This window comes from Delftia sp. NA_296.1 (genome assembly GCF_052692095.1).
Genome location: NZ_JBQZGF010000005.1, coordinates 439,430 through 463,269, shown reverse-complemented (window position 1 = coordinate 463,269; position 23,840 = coordinate 439,430). Strand labels below are relative to the sequence as shown.

At 69.6% G+C, this 23,840-nt stretch carries 19 protein-coding genes; 14 read left to right on the top strand and 5 right to left on the bottom strand.

Annotated elements, in window-relative coordinates; translation table 11 throughout:
- Positions 1-120 precede the first annotated feature (120 nt).
- Complete coding sequence (locus ACUTR7_RS15915) at positions 121-1,509, bottom strand: hypothetical protein (protein ID WP_445609217.1); 1,389 nt, start codon at positions 1,507-1,509, stop codon at positions 121-123.
- A 145-nt stretch (positions 1,510-1,654) separates the two neighbouring features.
- On the opposite strand from ACUTR7_RS15915, the gene ACUTR7_RS15910 reads away from it, so the two are divergent.
- Both ACUTR7_RS15910 and ACUTR7_RS15905 read left to right on the top strand, forming a co-directional pair.
- Positions 1,655-2,584, top strand: a complete 930-nt coding sequence (locus tag ACUTR7_RS15910; protein ID WP_239973998.1) for a LysR family transcriptional regulator — start codon at positions 1,655-1,657, stop codon at positions 2,582-2,584.
- A 3-nt stretch (positions 2,585-2,587) separates the two neighbouring features.
- Positions 2,588-3,517 (top strand): tripartite tricarboxylate transporter substrate binding protein, encoded by a 930-nt coding sequence (locus ACUTR7_RS15905; protein ID WP_445609216.1) that lies wholly within the window; start codon positions 2,588-2,590, stop codon positions 3,515-3,517.
- 63 nt (positions 3,518-3,580) lie between these two features.
- Here ACUTR7_RS15905 and ACUTR7_RS15900 read toward each other — a convergent pair whose 3' ends face one another.
- Entirely contained in the window at positions 3,581-4,444 is an 864-nt protein-coding gene (locus tag ACUTR7_RS15900; RefSeq protein ID WP_043825296.1) for a DMT family transporter, read from the bottom strand.
- A gap of 123 nt (positions 4,445-4,567) precedes the next feature.
- Here ACUTR7_RS15900 and ACUTR7_RS15895 point away from each other — a divergent pair, with 123 nt between their 5' ends.
- The gene (locus ACUTR7_RS15895) at positions 4,568-5,947 is read left to right on the top strand and encodes an aminotransferase-like domain-containing protein (protein ID WP_445609215.1); all 1,380 of its coding nucleotides are present in this window, start codon (positions 4,568-4,570) and stop codon (positions 5,945-5,947) included.
- Here the strand turns inward: ACUTR7_RS15895 and ACUTR7_RS15890 are convergent.
- On the bottom strand, positions 5,944-6,531 hold the full coding sequence (locus ACUTR7_RS15890) for a TetR/AcrR family transcriptional regulator C-terminal ligand-binding domain-containing protein (RefSeq protein WP_445609214.1): 588 nt from the start codon (positions 6,529-6,531) through the stop codon (positions 5,944-5,946). The two genes, ACUTR7_RS15895 and ACUTR7_RS15890, sit on opposite strands and share 4 nt — an antisense overlap.
- Before the next feature lie 95 nt (positions 6,532-6,626).
- Between ACUTR7_RS15890 and ACUTR7_RS15885 the strand changes: the two genes are divergently transcribed.
- The 5 genes from ACUTR7_RS15885 to ACUTR7_RS15865 all read left to right on the top strand — a co-directional run bounded on the left by ACUTR7_RS15885 (position 6,627) and on the right by ACUTR7_RS15865 (position 14,214).
- Positions 6,627-7,823, top strand: a complete 1,197-nt coding sequence (locus ACUTR7_RS15885; protein ID WP_445609213.1) for an MFS transporter — start codon at positions 6,627-6,629, stop codon at positions 7,821-7,823.
- Positions 7,824-7,991: 168 nt separating this feature from the next.
- Complete coding sequence (locus tag ACUTR7_RS15880) at positions 7,992-10,517, top strand: TonB-dependent siderophore receptor (RefSeq protein WP_445609212.1); 2,526 nt, start codon at positions 7,992-7,994, stop codon at positions 10,515-10,517.
- Between the two features lie 72 nt (positions 10,518-10,589).
- Entirely contained in the window at positions 10,590-12,758 is a 2,169-nt protein-coding gene (locus tag ACUTR7_RS15875) for a TonB-dependent receptor (protein WP_445609211.1), read from the top strand.
- 101 nt (positions 12,759-12,859) lie between these two features.
- Positions 12,860-14,002: a PepSY-associated TM helix domain-containing protein gene (locus tag ACUTR7_RS15870; protein ID WP_445609210.1), complete on the top strand. Its 1,143-nt coding sequence runs from the start codon at positions 12,860-12,862 to the stop codon at positions 14,000-14,002.
- Positions 13,999-14,214 carry a hypothetical protein gene (locus ACUTR7_RS15865; protein ID WP_088166275.1) on the top strand — a complete coding sequence of 72 codons (216 nt, stop codon included), beginning with the start codon at positions 13,999-14,001 and terminating at the stop codon, positions 14,212-14,214. Before ACUTR7_RS15870 ends, ACUTR7_RS15865 begins: the two co-directional genes overlap by 4 nt.
- An 11-nt stretch (positions 14,215-14,225) precedes the next feature.
- Here ACUTR7_RS15865 and ACUTR7_RS15860 read toward each other — a convergent pair whose 3' ends face one another.
- Together ACUTR7_RS15860 and ACUTR7_RS15855 are read right to left on the bottom strand one after the other, a co-directional pair.
- Complete coding sequence (locus ACUTR7_RS15860; RefSeq protein ID WP_088166274.1) at positions 14,226-15,029, bottom strand: response regulator; 804 nt, start codon at positions 15,027-15,029, stop codon at positions 14,226-14,228.
- Positions 15,026-15,664, bottom strand: coding sequence for a response regulator (locus ACUTR7_RS15855; RefSeq protein WP_012203799.1), 639 nt, complete (start codon positions 15,662-15,664; stop codon positions 15,026-15,028). Before ACUTR7_RS15855 ends, ACUTR7_RS15860 begins: the two co-directional genes overlap by 4 nt.
- Positions 15,665-15,777: 113 nt before the next feature.
- On the opposite strand from ACUTR7_RS15855, the gene ACUTR7_RS15850 reads away from it, so the two are divergent.
- The 6 genes from ACUTR7_RS15850 to ACUTR7_RS15825 all read left to right on the top strand — a co-directional run bounded on the left by ACUTR7_RS15850 (position 15,778) and on the right by ACUTR7_RS15825 (position 23,839).
- Positions 15,778-16,149, top strand: coding sequence for a response regulator transcription factor (locus ACUTR7_RS15850; protein WP_012203798.1), 372 nt, complete (start codon positions 15,778-15,780; stop codon positions 16,147-16,149).
- Positions 16,149-17,081 carry an ABC transporter substrate-binding protein gene (locus ACUTR7_RS15845; RefSeq protein WP_445609209.1) on the top strand — a complete coding sequence of 311 codons (933 nt, stop codon included), beginning with the start codon at positions 16,149-16,151 and terminating at the stop codon, positions 17,079-17,081. Before ACUTR7_RS15850 ends, ACUTR7_RS15845 begins: the two co-directional genes overlap by 1 nt.
- A 24-nt stretch (positions 17,082-17,105) precedes the next feature.
- On the top strand, positions 17,106-19,634 hold the full coding sequence (locus ACUTR7_RS15840; RefSeq protein WP_013803879.1) for a sensor histidine kinase: 2,529 nt from the start codon (positions 17,106-17,108) through the stop codon (positions 19,632-19,634).
- A gap of 126 nt (positions 19,635-19,760) precedes the next feature.
- On the top strand, positions 19,761-20,321 hold the full coding sequence (locus ACUTR7_RS15835) for an RNA polymerase sigma factor (RefSeq protein WP_034390819.1): 561 nt from the start codon (positions 19,761-19,763) through the stop codon (positions 20,319-20,321).
- Complete coding sequence (locus tag ACUTR7_RS15830; RefSeq protein WP_445609208.1) at positions 20,318-21,370, top strand: FecR family protein; 1,053 nt, start codon at positions 20,318-20,320, stop codon at positions 21,368-21,370. The genes ACUTR7_RS15835 and ACUTR7_RS15830 overlap by 4 nt, the downstream gene beginning before the upstream one ends.
- A gap of 87 nt (positions 21,371-21,457) precedes the next feature.
- Positions 21,458-23,839, top strand: coding sequence for a TonB-dependent siderophore receptor (locus tag ACUTR7_RS15825; protein ID WP_353177540.1), 2,382 nt, complete (start codon positions 21,458-21,460; stop codon positions 23,837-23,839).
- The last annotated feature ends 1 nt before the right edge of the window (position 23,840 follow it).

Here is a 23,840-nt window from a genome sequence, read left to right as displayed (position 1 = left end):
GGACATCCGGGTCGCCTTTTCTTGGCCTACGTTCTTTTGGCGAAGCAAAAGAAGGTAGGTCGGCCGCCGGGCCGAAACCCGGCCTCGAAAAAACACCACCCGGCAGGGTCAAAACCCAGCTCACGGCAAAGAAGGCCGCGCCCTCTCAGGCACCCGAGCCCCCAACGCAGCCGGCACATAAGCCGCATCAAAACTACACCCCACCCCAAACTTGGCCTCATTAGCAGAACAGGCCGTAGCAATCCCCGCAGCAGTCGGCTTCACCCCCGCCTCCACCCACTGCATCAACGCAGTCATCAACGTGGGATAGGTCGCATCGCTGATATAGCTGTGCGTCCCCTGCCGCGTAAAGGTCTGCACCAGCCGGTCCCCGCTGCCGCCCTGCTGCATCACCGCACGAAACCGCGCATCCAGCTCCACGAAGGCCGTAGGGTCGCTGATCCACTTGGCCGAGAGGACCGGCACGCCAATCCTGCCCACGGGGTCGGTGTCATCGGCGAACTTGCGGTAGGCCGCAGGGTCGGCGCGGTAGCGCAGCACGCCGGCATTGAGCGCGGCATCGTCGGCCGAGCCCGCATAGACCGCACCCTCGTTGCCGAAGGGGCTGGCGCCGCCCGTGCGCTTGGCCGAGATGTCCTGGAAGTGCATGGTTCCCCAGTTCATGTGCGACTGGATGGCGCTTTCGGGGATCTTGATGACCTTGGTGATGGTGTCGATCTTCGCCTGCTGCGCGGCCGTGCGCTGGGCGGCGGGCTTGTCCAGCGCCAGGCATTCGTTCACGCGCAGGGCCACGTCGGCCTGGCGCATCTTGGCGTCCGCGGGCAGGCCCAGGTTGAGCGCGTACTGCGGCTCATTGGGGCGCGGGTGGTTGCCGCACAGGTACTGGTAGACCACGCGCAGGTCGGTGCGGAAGTCGTAGGCATGGGTGCCGCCGCCCAGCACGCCGCTGGTCAGCAGCACGCCGTCGTAGGGGCGCTCGCCCACGGTCTGCTCGTTGAACATTTCCGCGCCCTTGGCCGCCACGCCCGCACCCCAGGACTGGCCGTGCAGGATGGTGCGCTGCGGCTTGGCCACATGCTGGCGGAAGATGCCGCGCAGGCGCTCGGTGTCCTCGGCGGCGGCGCGCACTTCCACGCCGCCTTGGCGGTAGGTGGAGCCGGCCCAGGCGTAGCCTGCGCGCACCATGATGGACCAGCGCACCAGGTCTTCGGCCGCACGGTCGGCGGTGGGCGCGGCCAGGTCCGGGCCGCCGTGGGCGTGCAGCACCAGGGTGCCGTTCCACTGCGCGGGCTTGGCGATCAGGTAGTAGGCGCCCTTGGAGTCCTGCCCGGCCCAGCAGCTGACGCCCGCAGGAATCTCGGCGGGGCAGGCCGTGCTCTTGGGAGCGGTCTCGATGGAGGTGACCGGCCCGTGCAGCACGGCCGAGCCGCCGCCGCAGCCGGCCAGGGCGAGCGCGGCCAGCAGCGAGGCGCTGGCGGGACGCAGGGGGAAATACGCGGATGCTTGCATGTCTTGTCTCCTGTCTTGGCTTCTTGTTGGAAGTCACCTGCCGCGCCGCGGCAAGCGGTCGCATCGGTAACTGGATGGGATTCTGTAGAGGCTTGTCCAATATTTCAAAGATTTTTAGGATATCGGCTGGATACTTTTCACATATATGGAACTGCGCCATCTCCGTTACTTCCTGGCCGTGGCCGATACCGGCCACATCACGCGCGCGGCCGAGCTGCTGGGCATGCAGCAGCCGCCGCTGTCGCAGCAGATCCGCGCGCTGGAGGAGGAGCTGGGCATTGCCCTGTTCCGGCGCCACCCCAAGGGCGTGGACCTGACCGACGCGGGCCTGGAGCTGCAGGGCGAGGCCACGCGGCTGCTGGCCGACTTCACCGCCATGCGCGACCGCATGCAGGCCTTTGCGCGCGGCGAGCGCGGGCGCATCCATGTGGGCTTCACCAGCTCGGCGGCGGCCCACGCCTTCACACCCGAGGTGCTGCGCCTGTGCCGTGGCCGCCATCCCGACATTGCGCTGGATGTGAGCGAGAACAATGCCGCCGAGATCACCGAGGCCGTGCAGGCCGGGCGCATGCACTGCGGCTTTCTGCGCGTGCCGGTGGCCCAGCCCGAAGGCCTGGTGTTCGAGACGCTGCTGCAGGAGCCCGCGCTGCTGGCCATTCCCGTGGACCACCGGCTGGCGCGCGATGCATCGCGGCCCGTGGCGCTCAGGCAGCTCGATGGCGAGCGCCTGATCCTTGTGCGGCGCACGGGCGCGCCGGGGCTGTACGCGAACCTGCTGGCGCTGTGCGCCCGGCACAAGGTACAGGTGGAGGTGGCCGCCGAGGTGGAACGCATGATGACCAATGTGAACCTGGTGGCGGCAGGCGTGGGCCTGTCCATCGTGCCCGCCTCGGTGCGCGGCGCCCATCCCGAGGCCGTGGTCTACCGCGCCTTCGAGCCCGCCGTGCGGCTGAGCGCCCCACTCACCCTGGTGCATCGCGAGGCCGGTACGGAAACCGGCGGCGCAGGACCCGCGGCCACCTTCATCGCCCTGGCGCGCGAGCTGGCGCAGCGCCACCAGGCGCCGGGCGGCTGAGGCATGCAGGCACCGCAAGGCACCGATACCGGCCGGCGCGCCCTGCTGGCGGCGGGTGCCTGCGCGCTGGCCTGGCCCGCCCAGGCATTGCCGGCCCGGCCCGCCTGGCCGGGCGCCAGCGTGCGGATCGTGGTGGCCTACCCCGCAGGCGGTGTCAGCGACATGGTGGCCCGCGCCCTGGCCGAGCAACTGGCGCAGCAATGGGGCACGGCCGTGATCGTGGACAACCGCCCCGGCGCCAGCGGCACCGTGGCGCTGGAGCTGCTGGCGCGCAGCGCGCCAGACGGCCGCACCCTGGTCTTTGCCGCCGCCACCGCCGTGGGCCTGGCCGCAGCCTCCGTGACGCCCGTGGCCGGCGTGATGCGCACGCCCATGCTGCTGGTGGGCACGCCGGCGCTGAAGGCCGCAGATTTCGAAGGCATGCTGGCCGAGGCGCGCGGCATGCCCGGCGGCATACGCTGGGCCACCACGGGCGAGGGCACGACGGGCCACGCCGTGCTGCAGCGCATAGAGCAGGCCACGCGCATTCCCATCGTGCATGTGCCCTACAAGGGCGGGGGCCAGCAGCTCAACGATGCGCTGGCCGGGCATTTCGAGCTGCTGTCCACCAATGTGGCGCCGCTGCAGCTGCAGGCGCTGCGCGCGGGCCGCCTCAAGGCCCTGGCCGTGGGCGCGCCGCAGCGGCTGGCAGCCCTGCCCGATGTGCCCACGCTGGCGCAGCTGGGCCATGCGCAGGCCAACCTGGATTCGCTGTTCGGCCTGTTCGCGCCGCCGCAGATGGCGCCAGCGCTGGCCCAGCGCATCAATGCTGCGGTGGCCCAGGCGCTGCGCGCGCCGGCCATCCGCAGCCGGCTGGAGGCGGCCAGCAACCAGCCGTTCGAGGGTTCGGCCGCAGAGTTCGCGCAGCAGGTGATGCGCGAGGCCGGGCGCTGACCGCCCTGCATCGCTCCCCCCGCACCACGCCCTGCACCACGCCCTGCACCACGCCGGACGGGCTCAGCGCGCGTACTTCTTCGCCCCGGCCACGCAGACCACGGCGGCCATGGTGACCAGCACCATGCCCCAGCTCACCTGCTCGTGCAGCAGCAGGGCCGCCAGGCCCAGGCCCATGAAGGGCTGCAGCAGCTGGATCTGGCCCACGGCCGCAATGCCGCCCTGCGCCAGGCCCCGGTACCAGAACACGAAGCCGATGAGCATGCTGAACAGCGAGACATAGGCCAGGCCCAGCCATGCGGGCCGGCCCACATCGGCCAGCGATGCTGGCATGCTGATCAGGGCGGCCGGCAGCATGACGGGCAGGGCCAGCACCAGCGACCAGCTGATGACCTGCCAGCCGCCCAGCGTGCGCGACAGGCGCGCGCCCTCGGCATAGCCCAGGCCGCAGACGATGATGGCGGCCAGCATGAGCAGATCGCCGCGCAGCGAGCCCCCGGCCCCGCCCACGGCCGCATAGCCGGCCACGAAGGCCGCGCCCGCCAGCGAGAACAGCCAGAAGGCCGGGCGCGGGCGCTCGCCGCCGCGCAGCACGGCGAACACGGCCGTGGACAGGGGCAGCAGGCCCACGAAGACGATGGAATGCGCCGAGGTGACGTACTGCAGCGCCAGCGCGGTCAGCAGCGGAAACCCCACCACGCCGCCCAGCGCACTCAGCGCCAGCGAAGGCATGTCGGCACGCGCGGGCCGGGGCTGGCGCAGCGCCAGCAGCATGGCCAGGGCCAGCAATGCCGCGATGCTGGCGCGCGCACAGGTCAGGAAGGTGGGGTCCAGGTCGGCGACCGCCACGCGGGTGGCCGGCAGTGATCCCGCAAAGATCGCCACGCCGATGAATCCGTTGATCCACCCGCTGCTTGTCTTGTCCATCAAAAAGCTCCTTGGTTTGCAGCGGGCAGTGGGCCATTGCACGGCCGGATCTTCCATAGACAGTCCAATACAATTCAAAAGAACTGTTATGCACACAAATCCACTACAGAAGAGAGAACAGCCATGCGCAGCGGCACACGCATCCAGGCGGTGATGGAAGAGATCCAGTCGCGCATCGCCGCGCGCACCTATCTGCCCGGCACGCGCCTGCCCTCGGTGCGCGCGCAGGCGCAGGCCATGCAGGTGTCGGTGTCCACGGTGGTGGAGGCCTATGAGCGGCTGGCGGCCGAGGGGGTGATCGCCTCGCGCCCGGGCTCGGGCTTTTATGTGGCGGGGCCGGTGGCGCCGCTGGCGCTGGGCGGTATCGGGCCCCGCGTGGACAGGGAAGTCGACCCCCTGTGGCTGGCCCGCCAGTCGCTGCAGGCAGATGCCCACGCGCTCAAGCCGGGCTGCGGCTGGCTGCCGCCTTCATGGCTGTACGAGGAAGGCGTTCGCCGCGCGCTGCGTTCCCTGGCGCGCTCGGGCACGCTGGAGCTGACGGAGTACGCAACGCCGCTGGGCCACCCGGCACTGCGCCGCCTGCTGGCGCGGCGCATGGCCGCCATGGGGCTGGAGACCTCGCCCGAGCAGATCCTGCTGACGGAGTCGGGCACGCACTCCATCGACCTGGTCTGCCGTTTCCTGCTGGAGCCCGGCGATACGGTGCTGATCGACGACCCCTGCTATTTCAATTTCCATGCGCTGCTCAAGGCGCACCGCGTGCAGGCCGTGAGCGTGCCCTACACGCCGCAGGGGCCCGACGTGGCCCGGTTCGCCGACGCGCTGCAGGCCCACTCGCCACGCATGTACATCACCAATTCGGCCATCCACAACCCGACGGGCGCCACGCTGTCGCCACTGGTGGCGCACCGCATCCTGAAGCTGGCCGACAGCTCGGACCTGGTGATCGTGGAGGACGACATCTTCTGCGACCTGGAGACCCATGCGGCGCCCCGGCTGGCGGCCTTCGACGGCCTGTCGCGCGTGATCCAGATCGGCAGCTTCTCCAAGACGGTGTCGGCCTCGCTGCGCTGCGGCTTCATCGCGGCGCGGCCCGACTGGACGCAGGACCTGGCGGACCTGAAGATCGCCACCAACTTCGGGGGCGGGCGCATGGCCGCCGACATCGTGCTGCGCACGCTGACCGACAGCGGCTACCGCAGGCACATGGAGTCCGTGCGGCTGCGGCTGGCGCAGGAGATGGAACGCACGGCCGCGCGGCTGCAGGCCCTGGGCATGAAGCCCTGGCTGGTGCCGCAGGCCGGCATGTTCCTGTGGTGCCAGTTGCCCGGGGGCATGGATGCCACGGCGCTTGCGCGCACCTGCCTGGAGGATGGCGTGGTGCTGGCGCCCGGCAATGCCTTCAGCCAGTCGCAGAGCGCGGGCGACTTCCTGCGCTTCAATGTGGCGCAGTGCTCGGATGCGCGGATCTTCGAGGTGCTGGCGCGCGCGCTGAAGGGCTAGGCCGTTTCACCCTGCAGCAGGCCGCGCACCCTTGCCTGCACGTGTTCCAGGGACGGCGGCAGGTCGAACAGCACGCGGTAGACGATGGGCGCGGCCAGCGCGTCGATCAGGGTGTCCGCAGCGGGCATCGCCTCGCCACGCCGCGCTGCGCGCTCGCCGATCTGCGCCAGTTGCCCGCGCAGGATTTCCACGCAGGCGCAGGGCGTGTGCTCGTTGCCCGCTGCGGCGGCCATGTCGCGCAGCATGGTGCGGCCCAAGGGCGAGGCCGATTCCTCCAGGAACTGCTCGGCCCAGGCCAGCAGGTCGCCCTCCAGCGTGCCCGTGTCCAGCGGCGGCGCCGTGGGCCGGATGATTTCCACGGCCACATCGGCCAGCAGCTGCTGTATGTCGCCCCAGCGCCGGTAGAGGGTGGACGGCGTCACGCCCGCCTGGGCGGCGATGAGCGGAAAGCTCAATTCCTCGCGCGGCATGGTTTCCAGCAGGCCCTTGACGGTCTGGTAGACCGTGGCCTGGATGCGCGCGCTGCGTCCGCCGGGACGGGCGGGACCGCCTGTTTTGGAAAGGGATGGGACTTGCGTGCTCATGGTTATTAAAGCTAAAAATTTGCGTTAGCAGCGCACAAGCGCAGAATTCGCTAACGCAAAAACTTTGCATTAATTGTGCAGCAGGGCTCTTAACCATGTCGGTACTGCAACCATCCAACTCCACTCCCGCTGCCCGGCCAGGCCGCAGCCTGGCCGTCCTGGCCTTCGGCCTGGGCAGCTTCTTCGCGGCCTCCAGCGCGCCCACGCCGCTGTACCGGCTCTACCAGCATGACTGGGGCTTTTCCTCCGGCATGCTGACCCTGGTCTTCGCGGTCTATGCGCTGAGTCTGCTGCTGGCCCTGCTCACCACGGGCGCGCTGTCGGACCACCTGGGCCGCAAGCCCGTGATCCTGGCGGCGCTGGTGCTGGAGATCGTCTCGCTGGCGGTGTTCGCCCGCGCGGGCGACGTGCAGGCCCTGGTGCTGGCGCGCGTGCTGCAGGGCTTTGCCACCGGCATGGCCAGCGCGGCCATGGGCGCGGCGCTGCTGGACCTGCACCGCGAGCGCGGCACGCTGGTGAGCACCATGGCGCCCATGGTCGGCATGGCGGCGGGCATTGTCGTGGCGGGCGAGTTCACCCAGCTGTGGCGCCAGCAGCTGGGCCTGGTGTTCTGGCTCATGGCGCTGATCTTCGTGGCCGTGGCCGCCGCCATGGCCGTGCTGCCCGAGACGGGCGCGCGCCGCCCCGGCGCACTGGCCGCCATGCGCCCGCGCGTGCGGATTCCGGGCCAGGCCCGGGCCGACTTCATGCGCGTGCTGCCCATGAGCATCACGGTGTGGGCGCTGGGGGGCTTTTACCTGTCGCTGGGCCCTTCGATGATCCGCTCGGTCACGGGCTCGGAGGTCGCCGCCAGCTTTGCCGTGTGCATCAACACGCTGAGCGCCGCCGCCGCCATCTGGACCCTGCGCAGCCGCGCGCCGCGCGCCATGCTGCAGTTCGGCGGCAGCGGACTGCTGGCCGGGGTGGCCCTGCTGCTGGTCGGCGCCCATCTGCAAGGCCTGCCCCTGGTGCTGGGCGCCTCGGTGGTGGCGGGCGCGGGCTTCGGCGTGGGCTTCCAGGGCGCGCTGCGCAGCGTGATCCCGCTGGCCGAGCCGCACGAGCGCGGCGCCCTGATCTCGGCCATCTACATCGCCAGCTACCTGGCGTTCAGCGTGCCGGCCATCGCGGCGGGCATGGCCGCCGCGCGCTTCGGCCTGTTGCCGGTCACCTATGCCTACGGCCTGATGCTGATGCTGTTCGCGGGCCTGGCGCTGGCGGGGACGCGCCAGCCCAGGCCGGTGGTGGTGTCCTGAGGCATTGGTTGAAAATAAAACCATAGCAATCCAGCCTTATTCCACCTGGTGATCAACGGGAAGTAACGGAGAAAATCTCAGCGGCAGCGCAAAAAAAGTCCAGCAGAACTTGCAGGATCGGCAGGGCTTGTTCGGCATACGGGGAGTCACACCACTTTTCCCAGCCCCATGCCCCGCCCCCACCTCCACCAGCCCCAGGACGGCCTTGCAGCCGCACGGGGCTGGCCTGCGTCCATGGGGATGGCTGGGGTGGCAGCGGCGCTGGGCGTGGCGATGCTGGTTGCCACGGCAGCGGACTGCGTCCATGCGGCGCCGTCCGCCCAGGCCGCCCAAGCCGGCCAGCGCAGCTTTTCGATTGCGGCCGGCCCTCTCACGCATGTGATCGCGCAGTACGCCAACCAGGCTGGCGTTGCGCTGTCGTTTGATGCCGCGCAGCTGGGCCGGTTGCAGTCCCCGGGACTGCAGGGCAGCTATGCGGTGGAAGACGGTTTTGCGAGGCTGCTGCAGGGCACGGCGCTGCAGGCCGTGCGCGAGTCCAGCGGCGTCTATACGCTGCGGCCGCTGCCAGCGGCGGCCTCGGGCACGGGCGGGCAGACGCTGGGCACGGTCACGGTCCGGGCCACGGCACCGGCCAGTGCCACGACCGAGGCATCGGACAGCTACGCGGCCAGCCTGGTCACGGGCTACAAGGGGCTTCAGTCGGTGCGCGACATCCCGCAGCCCGTGACCGTGCTCACGCGCCAGTGGCTGGACGAGCAGGCCCTGCCCGACCTGCATGCCGTGCTGCAGCACACGCCGGGCGTGACGGTGGAGTACATCGACAGCGAGCGCATCGCCTATTACTCGCGCGGCTACCAGATCGATTCGCTGCAAGTGGACGGGCTCAATGTGAACCAGGTGGCCTCGGCTTCCACCTTCATCCAGCCCGATACGGCCATGCTGGACCGCGTGGAGGTGCTGCGCGGCGCCACGGGCCTGCTGCGTGGCGCGGGCTCGCCCTCGGCCATGGTGAACATGGTGCGCAAGCGGCCCACAGCGCAATGGCAGGGCTCGGCCGCGCTGACGCTGGGCTCCTGGGACCGCCAGCGCATGGAGGCCGACCTGTCCGGCCCGCTGAACGCAGCCGGCACGCTGCGCGGCCGGCTGGTGGCGCTGGCGGACGACAAGGCATCGTTCCAGACCGCGCGCAAGGAAAAGCGCCTGGGCCTGTACGGCGTGCTGGAGGCGGACCTGGGGCCGCGCACCACGCTCACGGCCGGCCTGCAGCACACGGACCTGCAGGCCACGGGCTCCTGGGGCGGCCTGCCCGCCGCTGCCGACGGCAGCCAGCTCGGCCTGCCGCGCAGCACCTACCTGGGCACGCCCTGGAATACCTGGGACCGCCACAACCAGCAGGCCTTTGCCGAGCTGGAGCACCGGCTGGACAGCGGCTGGCAACTGAAGGCCCAGGCGGCGCACACGCGCTTTCGGTCGGACGGGTTCAAGCAGACCTCGTTTTCCAGAGCCAGCGACAGCAATCCCTATCTGTTCGACGTGAGCACCTCCATCTATGGCGGCGACGGCAGCACGCAGAACGCGCTGAGCCTGCTGGCCAGCGGCCCCTTCGAGGCCCTGGGCCGCAGGCACGAGCTGTCGCTGGGCGCCGACCTGCAGCGCATCCGCAGCACGGGCGCCACGGGCTACTGGGGAGTGAGCCCGCTGCGCAATGTGGACATCCGCGGCTGGAATCCGTACACCAGCTATCCGGAGCCGTTCTACAGCGAGGGCAACGGCAACGCCTATTCATCGCCCGTGTCCCACATCCACCAGTACGGCGGATTCGCGCGGGCCCGGCTGTCGCTGACCGACTCGCTCACCGCCATTGCCGGCGCGCGCCTGAGCTGGTGGAGCTATCTCGAACCCGGCAATGCCCAAAGCGGCTACAGCGTGCGCCGCGAGCTGACGCCCTATGCGGGCCTGGTGCATGCGCTGTCGGACACGCTCGACGCCTATGCCAGCTACAGCGAGATCTTCAGCCCCCAGGACAAGAAGGCCGCCGACGGCAGCATCCTGGCGCCCGCCCGGGGCGAGGACCTGGAGGCCGGGCTCAAGGGCAGTTTCATGGACGGCCGGCTGCAGGGCAGCATGTCGGTGTTCCGCATCCAGCGCGTGGGCAGCGCCATGCAGGACACGGCATCGGCCATGCCCTGCCTGCCGTACTACCCGACCAGCCACTGCTTCATGGCCGGCGGCAAGAGCCGCAGCCAGGGCTGGGAGCTGGAGCTGTCCGGCGAGCCCGCGCCAGGCTGGCAGGTGCTGGCCGGCTACACCTACACCCAGGCCAGGTACCTGCGCGACGCCTCCGAGGCCAACGTGGGCCAGCCGCTGCGGCCCGTGGACCCGCGCCATGCGCTGCGCCTGTTTGCCAGCCACCGCTTCAAGGGGCCCTTGCAGGGATGGACCGCAGGCGCCGGCGTGCGGCTGCAAAGCGATGCCTACGCCAGCGTGGGCGATGTCACCACCCGCCAGGGTGGCTATGCGCTTTTTGACGCGCTGCTGGCCTACCGCCTGGACGACACCTACTCGCTGCAGCTCAACGTGAGCAACCTGCTGGACAAGCGCTACTACGCCAAGTTCTCGCCCAACAGCACCTACTTCAACAACTACTACGGCGATCCGCGCAACGTCACGGTGTCGCTGCGCGCGCGCTTCTAGGGCCACGGCCGGCCTGCCCTCCTTTCCCGGTTTTTCTTCCCGCTTTTTCTTCCCGTTTTCCAACCTTTGCACATGACTGCCATGACGCACCACAGCACTCCTGCGGACTTCCGCTTCGCTCCCCACCCCCTCACGCGCCTGATCCGCCAATGCCTGGGCGCCGGCCTGACCCTGGCCGCCGTGGGCGTGGCGGCCCAGACGGCCGAGGGCCCGGCCCTCAAGGAGGTGACGGTGAGCGACCAGGCCGAGGCCATTGGCGGACTGCAAAAGACCTATGCCGGCGGCCAGATCGCGCGCGGCGGCGACCTGGGCATCCTCGGCAAGACCGACCAGATGAACGTGCCCTTCAGCACGACCAACTACACCTCGGAGCTGATCGAGAACCAGCAGGCGCTGACCATCGCCGACGTGGTGATGAACGACGCCTCGGTGCGCACGCTGCAGGCGCGCGGCGGCTATGGCGATGACTTCCAGGTGCGGGGCTTTTCCCTGTCCATGCGCGATGTGTCGGTGAACGGCCTGTACGGCCTGTCGCCCTCCACGCGCCTGCCGCTGGAGGTGATCGAGCGCGTGGAAGTGCTCAAGGGCCCCGGCTCGCTGACCAATGGCGTGGGTCCCAGCGGCAGCATCGGCGGCAGCATCAACGTGGTGACCAAGCGCGCGGGCGACGTGCCGCTGAACCGCCTGACCGCCACCTACATGGGCAAGGCCCAGTTCGGCACCCACCTGGACGTGGGCCGCCGCTTTGGCGAAGACAACCAGTGGGGCGTGCGCGTGAACGGCGTGTGGCGCAATGGCGAAGGCAACATCGACGGCGGCCGCCAGCGCCTGGGCCTGGCATCGGTGGGCCTGGACTACGAAGGCCAGGGCCTGCGCTGGTCGCTGGACGCGCTGACCACCAGCGGCAAGACCACGGAATTCCGCCCGCAAAGCGCCTTCCTGGCCGGCATCACCCAGGTGCCCGCCGTGCCCGACAGCCGCACCAACTTCAACCCGGGCACGGAGCTGCTGGACAAGGCCAAGACCGTGATCTCGCGCGTGGAATACGACATCAACGCCAACACCTCCGTCTACGGCGGCGTGGGCTACAGCGATGTGTCCAGCGACCAGAGCTTCCCCACGGCCGTGCAGCGCATCGACTCACTGGGCAACTTCACGGTGCGCAACGGCTTCTACGACGAGTTCAACAAGACCACCTCGGCCGACGTGGGCCTGCGCACGCGCTTCAAGACCGGCGCCATCGGCCACACCGTGGTGGCCGCGGCCAACTACATGGACCGCGAGAGCGGCTACTTCTACCAGCTGACCACCAAAGCCGTCCCCTCCAACATCTACAACCCCTCGCCCCTGCCTGCCATCGACTTCGTGCGCGGCGCGCCCACCAAGAATGCCGAGCTGACGCAGCACAGCCTGGCGCTGGCCGACACCATGGCGCTGTTCAGCGACCGCGTGCTGGTGACCGTGGGCCTGCGCGACCAGACCATCGACCAGAAGAACGCCAGCGGCACCACGCTGTACAAGGCCAGCGCCGTGACGCCGCTGGCCGGCGTGGTGTTCAAGCCGCAGAACAATGTCTCGGTCTACGCCAACTACACGGCAGGCCTGTCGGCAGGCGGCACGGCCGGGCCCAACACGGCCAATGCCGGCCAGGTGTTCGCGCCGCAGAAGTCCAAGCAGTACGAAGTGGGCGTGAAGGTGGACTGGGGCCGCATGACCACGCAGGCCGCGCTCTACCAGATCCAGCGCCCGGGCTCCATGACAGACCCGGTGACCAATGTCTACAGCTTCGGCGGCGAGACGCGCAACCGCGGCCTGGAGCTGACCGCCTACGGCGAGATCCAGAAAGGCCTGCGCCTGCTGGCCAGCGCGGCCTTCAACAACGCCAAGCTCTCGCGCACGGCAGGCGGCGTGAACCAGGGCAACGATGCCAACGGCGTGCCCGAGCGCACCTTCAACCTGGGCCTGGACTGGGATACCCCCTGGGTGGAGGGCCTGAGCCTGAACGGCCGCGTGATCCACACCTCGTCCATGTACTACGACGCGGCCAACATCCTGCGCATGCCCGGCTGGACACGCCTGGACCTGGGCGCACGCCTGCGCACCCATGTGGCCGGCAAGCCGGTGGTGCTGCGCGCCAGCCTGGAGAACGTCAGCAACAAGAGCTACTGGGTGACTGCCGCCGGCTACACCACCACGGGCGCGCCGCGCACGCTGATGCTGTCGGCACAAGTGGACTTCTAAGCCCCCGGCCACCGGCAACCGCCCCGCCCCCGGCATGGCGCCGGGGGCGCGGTGATGGCGGGGGCCGCAGGCCCCCTTCTGTCAGAGAAAAAAAACACCCCATGCAAAGCCACACGATCAAGACCTGGGCCTGGTTGCACAAATGGAGCAGCCTGGTCTGCACCGTCTTCATGCTGCTGCTGTGCCTGACCGGCCTTCCGCTGATCTTCCACCACGAAATCGGCCACCTGCTGGGCACCGAGGTGGAGGCCCCGCCCATGCCCCAGGGCACGCCCCATGCCAGCCTGGACAAGGTGCTGGAGGTGGCCCGCGCCCAGCACCCGGACCGCGTGGTGCAGTTCGTCTCCAAGTCCGACGACACCGATGACCTCTGGTTCGTCACCATGACGCCCACGCCGGCGCCCACGGACGATTTCCGCTCCGTGGTCATCGATGCGCGCACGGCCGGGCTGCTGGCTCAGCCGCGCTTCGACCAGGGCTTCATGTGGGTCATGTTCAAGCTGCACGTGGACCTGTTCGCGGGGCTGCCGGGCAAGCTGTTCCTGGGCTTCATGGGGCTGCTGCTGCTGATCGCCATCGTCAGCGGCGTGGTGCTGTACGCGCCCTTCATGCGCAAGCTCGATTTCGGCACCGTGCGCCGCACGCGCCAGCCGCGCCTGAAGTGGCTGGACCTGCACAACCTGCTGGGCATCGTCACGCTGGTGTGGCTGTTCGTGGTGGGCGCCACCGGCATGATCAATACCTGGGCCGACCTGCTGATCAAGTACTGGCAGCATGACCAGCTCAGCAGCGTGCTGGCGCCCTACCAGGGCCAGGACACGGTGCCGGTGGCGGAGCGCGCCTCGCTGCAGCAATCGCTGCAGGCCGCCCAGCAGCAGGTGCCGGGCACCAAGCTGTACTTCATCGCCTTCCCCGGCACCACGTTCTCCAGCCCGCACCACCACACCTTCTTCCTGCGCGGCAACGAGCCCCTGACCTCGCGCCTGTTCCTGCCCGTGCTGGTGGACGCCAAGACCGCCCAGGTCACGGCCGCGCCCGCCCTGCCCTGGTATCTGACGGCGCTGCTGGTGTCCCAGCCGCTGCACTTCGGCGACTACGGCGGGCGGGCCATGCAGATCCTCTGGGCGCTGCTGGACATCGCCAGCATCATCGTGCTGGGCACGGGCCTGTACCTGTGGGTCAAAAAGGGCAAGAGCGTGCCGGCCCCGCAGCCCGCGCCGCGCGGCAAGGAGATCACGGCATGAGCGGCGCGCAACACCGGGGCTTTCTCGCCCTCTGGGGCTGGCCCATCGCGCTGGGCGTGCTGACGGCCATCGGCCTGGTCTCGGCCCTGTTCAGCGACGGCGGCCTTGGCGACATGCTGGCCGGCGTCTGCCTGGCCATTCCCACGGCGGCGGGAATCTGGCACGGCTGGGTGCGGCGCAGCCCCCGCAATGACGGCGGGATGGCGGAATAGCGGGCGCGGTGTCAGCCGCGCCGGGGCCGCTGGCCCGCGCCGTCCAGCATTCCCAGCAGGGCCGCGCCCAGTTGCCGCCAGGCATCGGTGGCGCCCGCCCAGTCGCTGGCCAGGCAGGCCTGCTCCAGCGTCTGCGCCAGGCCGCTGGCCTGCTCGTGCCCCAGCAGGCGCAGCACGCTTTTGAGGTTGTGCGCCAGCCGGCGCAGCGCAGCGGCATCGCGCGCGGCCAGCAGGTTTTCGCCCAGCGCCACATCGTCGGGCAACTGCGCAAGACAGCTGGCGCGGTAGCTGTGGAACAGGGCGGCATCGCCGCCGAAGTAGCTGGAGACGGCGGCCGGGCCGCCATCTGCCGGCACATCCGCCGGCATATCCGCCTTCATATCCACCGGCACATCCGCACCGGCGGCTTGCACGCTGGCTGGCGCGGGCGAGCCGGCCGGTTGCGCCGCCAGCACCGATTCCACGCAGTCCACCAGTTGCGCCACCGACACGGGCTTGCGCAGCACGCCCCAGACCTGCAGTTGCTCCAGCCGCAGCGCCACGTCGGCCCGCACGCCGGCGCTGAAGACCACGGCGCTGCAGCCTGCCTGCGGGGAGTTGCGCAGCCATTCGATGAGCTCGACCCCGGAGGCGCCGGGCAGCATCAGGTCGGTGATCAGCAGGGCAAAGGGCTGGCTCTGCAGCAGGCTCTGCGCCTGCTCCGCACTCGCGCAGGACACCAGGGTGAGGGGCATGCCCTCCAGCGCCAGCGTGACGAATCGCGCAATCGAGGCATCGTCCTCCACCAGCAGGACCGCAGGATGGGCCGGATTCACGCTGCCTGCCTGCCCAGCAGCTCGCCCAGCGCCTCGGGCAGCTCCTGCACGAGCTGGGGTTTGTGGATCACGCGCGCGCCGCCCAGCGCAAAGGCGTAGGCCTCGCGCTCTGCCGCATCCAGCGAGGTGACCACCAAAAGCTTGCAGCGCGCGAACTGCTCATGCGTGCGCAAGGTGGTGATGAGGGCGGCGCCGTCGATGTCGGGCAGCAGGATGTCCACCAGCAGCACGTCGGGCTGGATCTGCCCGTACAGCGCCATGCCGGTGATCCCGTCGTGCGCCACGTGCAGTTGCACGTCGGGAAAGTGGCGCTGCACCAGCAGGCGCACCAGGTTCTGGAAGTGCACGGAGTCCTCGATCAGCAGCACGCGCGGGCCCGTGCCGGCCTGCGCGGGAGCGGGCGCCGGGGCCGCCGCTGGCGCCCCGGACGTGGTGGCCGCATCGCCCTGCCTGCCGCGCCAGCGTTCCACGGAGGCGCGCGTGATGCGCCGATGCCCCCCGGGGGTCTTCCAGGCCTCCAGATCGCCGCGATCGACCATGAGCTGAACCGACCGCACCGCCATGCCCAGCAGCTTGGCCACCTCAGCGGTCGTGTAGTGCGGAATTTGGCCTGGTGGGGTGCTGTTCTCGGACATGGCAGCAATTTTGCATCAAATACGATTAAAAAAAACAATACAAATTTGATGAATTTGATATTTATGATTCAATCCAACGCAGAACCCTTCAACTGCGTTGCGAAAGGCCCGCCATGAAGAAGATACTGATCGCCGAAGACCAAGCCGACATCCGCAAGCTGTTGCGCATGACGCTGGAGTCCAGCGCATACGAAGTCATGGAGGCGCCGACCGGTGACGAAGCCTGGGCCCTGGCCCAGCGCAGCCAGCCCGATGTCGTGCTGCTGGACATGATGATGCCGGGGACGCTGGACGGCCTGGAGGTGTGCTGCCGCATCAAGACCTCCTACGACCTGCGGCACACGCGGGTGATCCTGCTGACGGCCCGGGGCAGTGCGCAGGACCGCGAGGCGGGCTTCAATGCCGGTGCCGACGAATACCTGCTCAAGCCCTTCAGCCCGAACCGGCTGCTGGAGACCCTGGCCAGTCTTTACAGGAGCGACTGATGACGATGCACACGCAGGCCGCCACGGGCCGATGGCAGATACCGTCCGGGAACGCCACGCGCCTGTCCGCGCTGGTGCGGGCCGCCGTGCAGGCCGTTGTGCTGCCCGCTGTGCTGCCCGTTGTGCTGCCCGTTGTACAGGCGCTGCTGCTGGCACTGGTGCCGGCCTGGGTGGCGGTGCTGGCCATGGGGCCTGGCACAGCACGGGCCGGCGAGGTGCTGGACCGCGTGGCCAGCAGCCACACGCTGAAGGTCTGCATCTGGCCCGACTACTACGGCATCACCTACCGTGACGCACGCACGGGCAGGCTCACGGGCATCGACGCGGAGCTCTCGGCAGAGCTGGCCAAAGACCTTGGCGCGCGGCTGCAGCATGTGGACTCGTCCTTCTCGCGGCTGGTGCCCGACCTGCTGGAGTCGCGCTGCGACGTGGCCATGTTCGCCGTCGGCATCCTGCCGCAGCGCCAGCAGCAGCTGCGCTTCACCCAGCCCTACCTGAGCAGCGATATCTACGGCATCACCACCAAGAGCAACCCCGCCGTGCGCAGCTGGGCCGACATCGACCAGCCCGGCGTGCAGGTGGCCGTGCAGCGCGGCACCTTCATGGAGCCGGTCATGCGCGAGTCGCTCAGGCATGCGCACCTGGTGCTGGTGGAGCCGCCGCAAACCCGCGAAAAGGAACTCATGGCCGGGCGCGTGGACGTGTTCATGACCGACTACCCGTACAGCCGCAAGCTGCTGGACAGCTCGGACTGGGTGCAGCTGATCGCGCCGCCCCAGCCCTTCCATGTGCTGCCCTACGGCTATGCGGCCAGCCCTGCCGACGCCCAGTGGCTGGCGCGCCTGAACCAGTTCGTCTCGGACATCAAGCGCGACGGCCGCCTGGCCAGGGCCGCGCGCCATAACGGCCTGACCGCCATCGTCGCGCCCTGAAACTTCCGATGGAGCACCTTCATCATGTCTGAACGAGCTGCCGCGCATCATTTTCTCGGAGCCCGGCGCAGTGCCCACATCAAGGCACTGGTGCTGACCTTTGCACTGTGCGTGCTTGCCGGACTGGTGCTCTTCGTCTGGAGCCAGCTGCATGCCGATGCGGACCAGAGCAAGTCCCAGGCCTCGCTGCTGGCCCGCGTGCTGGAGGACCAGACGGCCAAGACCTTCGAGAACACCGAAATGGCCCTGGCCAGCCTGGCTCACAACCCGGCCATCGTGGCCGCAGGCAGTGGGCGCGGCACGCGCGAGGCCGCCATGGCCCTGCTGATCGCCCAGTTGCCCTACCTGCGCAGCATGGCGCTGATCGACGACAAGGGCCTCATCCTGGCCAGCACCCAGGCCGGGGAGGCCGGCCAGCAGATCAACACGCAGGATCTGCTGCACGACAAGGCGGCCGTCCTCGTCCCCGGCAAGCCCCAGCTGGGCCGGCTGGTGCCCGGCCGCAGCCTGTCGTCGCTGGCGCCACGGGCGCATCCGACGCCGCGCGGCGTGTCCTTTCTGCCGCAGTTGCTGACCTTCCACCAGGACAACGGCATGCCCGCCGTGCTGGTGGCCCTGATCAATCCCGACGCCGTGGCCAACTTCTACCAGTCCACGCTGGAGACCCTCAGCTACGAGGCCGTGCTGCTGACCTATGACGGCCGACCCCTGGCCAGCACCAATGAGGGCACGGGCGTGCAGGCGGCCGCCGCGCTGCAGACGCCGCTGTTCCAGGAATGGCTGCCGCACAGCGAATTCGGCTCCTACATCGGCGCGGGCATGCTGGGGCGCCACCAGATCGTGTCGTTCCGCACCGTGCGCAACTGGCCCCTGCTGCTGGTGGTGGAGGAGCCCTACGCGGCCATGGTGGCGCGCTGGCGGGACAACGCCTTTGCCTTCTTCGTGGCCGGCGTGGCCCTGCTGGCCCTGGTGCTGGGACTGAGCTGGTCGGTGCTCAAGACCCGCAGGGTCCAGAAGTCGGCACTGCAGGCCATGGAGCAGGCACAGGCGCGCCTGGCGCGCAGCGAGCATGAGATGGCCGTGCTCATGCGCAGCGTGCAGGAGCTGATCTTTCGCACCGACAGCCAGGGACTGCTGACCTTCGTGAACGCGCGCTGGGAGCAGCTGACCGGCCAGCCCAGCGCCGAGGCCGTGGGCCAGCCGCTGGAGAACATCGTGGACGGCTCGTACCTGGCGCAGATCCAGGCCCTGCTCGATCCCCTGGCCCGGCTGGCACCGCGCAACTGCCAGGCCATGTTCCGCCTGCCGGGCAACCGGGAGATGCTCTGCGACATCGCCGTGGTTCCCCTGCTGCGCGACGGCCGGCTGGTGGGCTTTGCCGGCAGCGCCGTGGACGTGACCGCCCGCTGGAAGGCCCAGCAGGAGCTGCAGACCCAGCTGGCCTTCCAGCATCTGCTGTTCGAGACCACGCCCCTGCCCATGCTGGTCACCGACGCGGACCAGCGCGTGGCCCTGGTCAACAAGGCCTGGGAGGACTTCTTCGGCCGGGGCCGCTACGCCGTGCTCGGCCACGAGATCAAGGGCCTGCACGCGCGCGACGATGCCCTGCTGCAGATGCGCAGCAACCAGGTCGTGATGCGCTCGGGCCAGCGCATGATGGTGGAGGCCCGGCTGCCCCATGTGGACGGCAGCTACCGCGATGTGCAGATCTCCAAGGCAGCCGTCAAGAATGCCCAGGGCCAGATCACCGGCGTGCTCAGCATTTTTGTGGACGTGAGCGAATTCCGCGCAGCCGAGCATGCCACCCGCGAAGCCCGCGACGCGGCCGAAGAGGCCTTCCGCGTGAAATCGGAATTCGTGGCCAACATGAGCCATGAGCTGCGCACCCCGCTGCAGTCCATCATGGGCTTTGCCGAGTTGGGCGGCCTGCGCTCGCGCGGCAATCCCGCCATGGCCGACATGTTCAACGACATCCACGAGGCGGGCATACGCATGCTGGCCCTGGTCAACGACCTGCTGGACGTGGCCAAGCTGGAAAGCGCCGTGGGCACCATCCACGTGGAGCGCACCGACCTCAGGAGCCTGATCCGGCCCGTGGTGCGCGAGCTGGAGCCGCAGCAGCAGCAAAAGCTGATCGACCTGCGGCTGGAGCTCGACGACACGCCGCTGATCGCCAAGGCCGACCCCGTGCGCTTCCAGCAGGTGGTGCGCAATGTGCTGGCCAATGCCATCAAGTTCTCGCCCATCGGCGGGCGCATCGATGTGCAGGGCCGCATCGATGAGCAGGGCGATATCTGCATCGCCGTCTCCGACCAGGGGCCGGGCATTCCGCCGCAGGAGCTGGACAAGATCTTCCAGCCCTTCGTGCAGTCCAGCAAAACCCGCAACGGCTCGGGCGGCACCGGCCTGGGCCTGGCCATCTGCCGCAAGATCATCGACGCCATGGACGGCACCATCGCCGCCAGCAACCGCTCCGAAGGCGGGTCGCTGTTTCGCATCACCCTGCCCTGCCGCACCGGCGCATCGGAGACGCGGCCGGCGGAGTTGCTGTAGCGGAGCCAGACAGGGCAGAGCGCGCGTGGGCATTCGGCAACAAATGAGAAAAAGTCTCATTTAGAATGCCGCAACCCTGCTCCCTGAACCTGCCGGTCGGCACGCCCGGCCTCCATTCCCGTTCGTATGACACGCCATCCGACTCCCGCAGCCTGGCTGGGCCTGGACCTGCGCTGGGCCTACGGCAGCCTGCTGCCCGCCATCTGGCGCAGCACGCGCTGCATCCACCGTGCGCAGGATGTGCTGCATGACGCCTTCGTGCGCTACGCCCTCAGCGGCAGGCATGAAGGCATCGCCCAGCCGCACGCCTATCTGCGCGTGGTGGCGCGTACCGTGCTCGCGGACCAGATGGCGCATGAACGCCGCTTCGTGCCCCTGCCCGACCTGGCAGGCGAGCCGGACTCCACGGCCCCCGGCAGGCGCACGGACGCCATCGCCGTGCAGGAAGCATTCACCGCGCCTTCTGCCGAGGTGCTGGCCGATCTGCAGCAGCGCCTGGCCGCTGCGCAGCGGGTCATCGAAGGGCTTCCCCCGCGCTGCCGCGAGGTGTTCTGGCTGTGCAAGGTGGAAGGCCATTCCCAGCCCAGGATTGCCGCCACGCTGGGCATCAGCCTGAACATGGTGGAGCGCCACCTGATGCGCGCCCTGCTGGACCTGCGCGCCGCGCGCGAGCTGCTCGCGCCATGACCACGCCGCGCGAAGAGGCCGCGCGCTGGTTCATACGCATGCACCGGGATGCGGGAGCGCAGCCCGGCGCCGCCGACGCCGCCGCCTGGCGCACCTGGATGGACGCCGACCCGCGCCACGCCGCCGAATACGCCGCCTTCGAGGCGCTGTGGCAGGACTTCGACTCCACGCCCCGCACCGAGGCCCTGGCCACGGCCGTGAACACCGCCGCACGCCAGCGCCGCAACACGCGCCGCGCAGCCATCACCCGCGGCGTGCTGGGCGTTGCCGGCCTGGGCACGGCGGGCCTGCTGGCATGGCGCGGCTGGCTTGAATGGCAGGACGCCACCGTGTTCGCCCTGGCCCGCGACAGTGCGATTGGCGAACGCATCGTGCTGAACCTGCCCGACGCCAGCGTGCTGACCCTGGGACCGGCCAGCCGCATCGCCACGCGCTACACGCGCCGCCGGCGCGCCGTGGTGCTGGAGCAGGGCGAGGCCCTGTTCGACGTGGCCAGGGATGCAGACTGCCACTTCACCATCGACGCAGGCCAGGCGCGCATCACCGTGCTGGGCACGCGCTTCACCGTCAACCGCCTGCCGGGCCTGGTGCGGGTGAGCGTGGAGCATGGCACGGTGCGTTTGGCGGTGAAAGGTGCTGAAGGAGAACCGTCCCTGCTGCTGCAGGCTGGCGAAGTGGGGGAACTGCCGGACGAAAGCGCCGGTGCTGTCCCCGGTGCCGATGGTGCCCACGCCAGCCCCCGCCCCCGTCGCGTGCAGCGCGATGCGCGCGACAGCTTCTCGTCCATCGAACGCGGCCTCATCGTCTTCGACAGCGCCGGGCTGGGCGAGATCGCGGCCACGCTGTCGCGCTGGCGCCGCCAGCCCGTGCGTGCGGCCGTAGCCGACGGCACGGGCGGGCCGCGCATCACGGCCGCCGTGCAGCGCGCCGATGTGGAGAGTTTCCTGGACGCGCTGCCGCGCATCGCCGCCGTGCGCGTGCAGGAGCGCGACGGCGCCACCTGGCTGGCCCCGCGCAGCACGGCGCCGGAAAAAATCCGGAAAAACTGAAAAAAACGGCCAACACACATCAGGGATCCGGCGGGCTGCTCCGTCATACAGGCGAGCACAACCGATTTCCAGGAGAACGTTCCCGCCATGCCCGCCCGCCCTCTTTCCTCCCGCCCGGCACGCGCCTGCCTGTCCCTGCTCGCCTGCGCGGCGGCACTGGCCTGCACGCCAGCCCTGGCCGCGCCTGCCGACATCGACCTGCCGGCCCAGCCGCTGTCCGACGCCATCAAGGCCCTGGCGCGCGCCACCGGCACCAGCATCGCGGCCGACAGCGCCCTGCTGGCAGGCAAGACCGCGCCCGCCGTCCAGGGCCGCCTGGAGCCGGCCGAGGCACTGCAGCGCCTGCTGGCCGGCAGCGGCCTGCAAGCCTCTGCCCAGCCCCAGGGCGGCTGGCTGCTGCGCCCCGCCCCGGCGCGCCCGCAGACCGCGCTGGACGAAGTGCGGGTGACGGCCACGGCCCTGCGCGACGGCCGCACGGAAGGCACGGGCAGTTACCGGGCGCCCTATGCCAGCGCGGCCACCAAGATCGAGCTGACGGCGCGGGAGACGCCGCAGTCCGTATCCGTGATCTCGCGCGCGCAGCTCGATGACCAGAACTTCGTGGAGCTCACCGAAGCCGCCAAGGTGGTGCCCGGCATCGTCGTGCGCCGGCAAAGCAGCACGGGCGGGCGCAGCGACATCCTCTCGCGCGGCTACCAGTCCTCCACCTACCAGTTGGACGGTCTCACCGTCAGCGGCAACCCGGCCACCCAGGAAACGCTGGACCTGGCCCTGTTCGACCGGGTCGAGGCCCTGCGCGGGCCGGCCGGGCTGTTCTCGGGCGCGGGCGAGCCCAGCGTCATGCTCAACCTGGTGCGCAAGCGCGCCCTGCCGGACTACCAGGGCCAGGGCGCCATCGGCCTGGGCTCGCGGGGCCGCAAGCGGGCCGAGGTGGATGTCACCGGCCCGCTGTCCGAAGATGGCCGCCTGCGTGGCCGGGTGGTGGCGCTGCACGAGAACTTCGGCAGCCCCGTGATGGCCATGGACGGCCACAAGCAGGCCCTGTATGGCACGGTGGAGCTGGACATCACTTCCCAGAGCACGGTCTCGGTGGGCGCCACCTGGCAGCGCGGCCGGGGCAACTACGACACCGGCCTGCCCGCCCACGCCGACGGCAGGCTGGCCCCCATTCCGCGCGACGTGGCCATTGCCGCCGATTGGGGCCGCGCCGCGCCCGAATCGCTGGCCGGCTTCATCGAGTCGGAGACGCGGCTCGACGGCGGCGGCCTGTTCAAGGTGGCCGCGCGCCGCGTGCTGCGCCAGCAGCGCGACAAGTACATCAACGGCTACTCGGCCGTCTCGGACACCGGCATCAGCCGCTTCACCCAGGCCCAGACCGTGGACCGGGACTACGCCGACACCACGGCCGACATCTACTACAGCACGCCCTGGCAATGGGCCGGGCAGACGCACCATTTCATCGCGGGCGCGGACTACCGCAGCTCCAACATGCACCTGCGCATGCTGCGCGGCGCCATGAACACGCCGGCCGACCTGTTCCACTACGACCCCTCCTCCATCCCCGAGCCCAGCTTCAAGCCCTTTGCCGACGACATCACGCGCACCAGCCTGCGCGGCGTCTACGGCCAGTTGCGCATCAAGCCCACGCAGGCCCTCACCCTGGTGGCGGGCGCGCGCAAGAGCTGGTGGAAGACAGAAACCTCGGATCGGCTGCAGAACACGCGCTCGGGCTACGAGGTCGATGGCCAGTTCACGCCCTTCGGCGCCGTGCTCTTCGATCTGAACGACAGCTGGACGCTCTACGCCAGCCAGTCGCGCATCTTCCAGCCGCAAAGCGGGCGCCTGGCCGGCGGCGGCCAGATCGCCCCGCGCGAGGGCCGGCAGGTGGAGGCCGGCATCAAGGGCAGCCTGCTGGACGGACGCCTGAATGCCACCGCCGCCGTGTACCGCATGCAGGACACCAACCGCGCGCTGGCCGATCCTGGCGATGCCGCCTTCGTCATCCCCGCAGGCAAGGTGCGCTCCGAAGGCTTCGAGGCCGAAGTGGTCGGCTCGCTGTCGCCGCGCTGGGACGTGGCGGCCAGCTACGCCTACATGCGCTCCAAATACCTGCAGGGCACTGTCACGCAGACGGGCACCGACTTCAGCACCATGTCGCCGCGCCACAGCGTGAACCTGTGGGCGCGCTACCGCGTGGCCGGCCCCGTGGCCCAGGGGCTGGAGCTGGGCGCGGGCGTGCGCGCCGTCAGCGAGTTCTACGACACCCTGGGCACCGTGCGCTGGCGCGCGGGCGGCTACGGCGTCTGGTCCGTCTATGCCGCCTACCCGCTCACCCCCAAGGTCAAGCTGGCCGTGAACATCGACAACCTCTTCGACCGCGTCTACTGGGAGCGCGTGGGCACGGCCACGCGCAGCAACTACTACGGCCTGCCGCGCAGCATCATGGTCACGCTGCGCAGCAGTTTCTGAT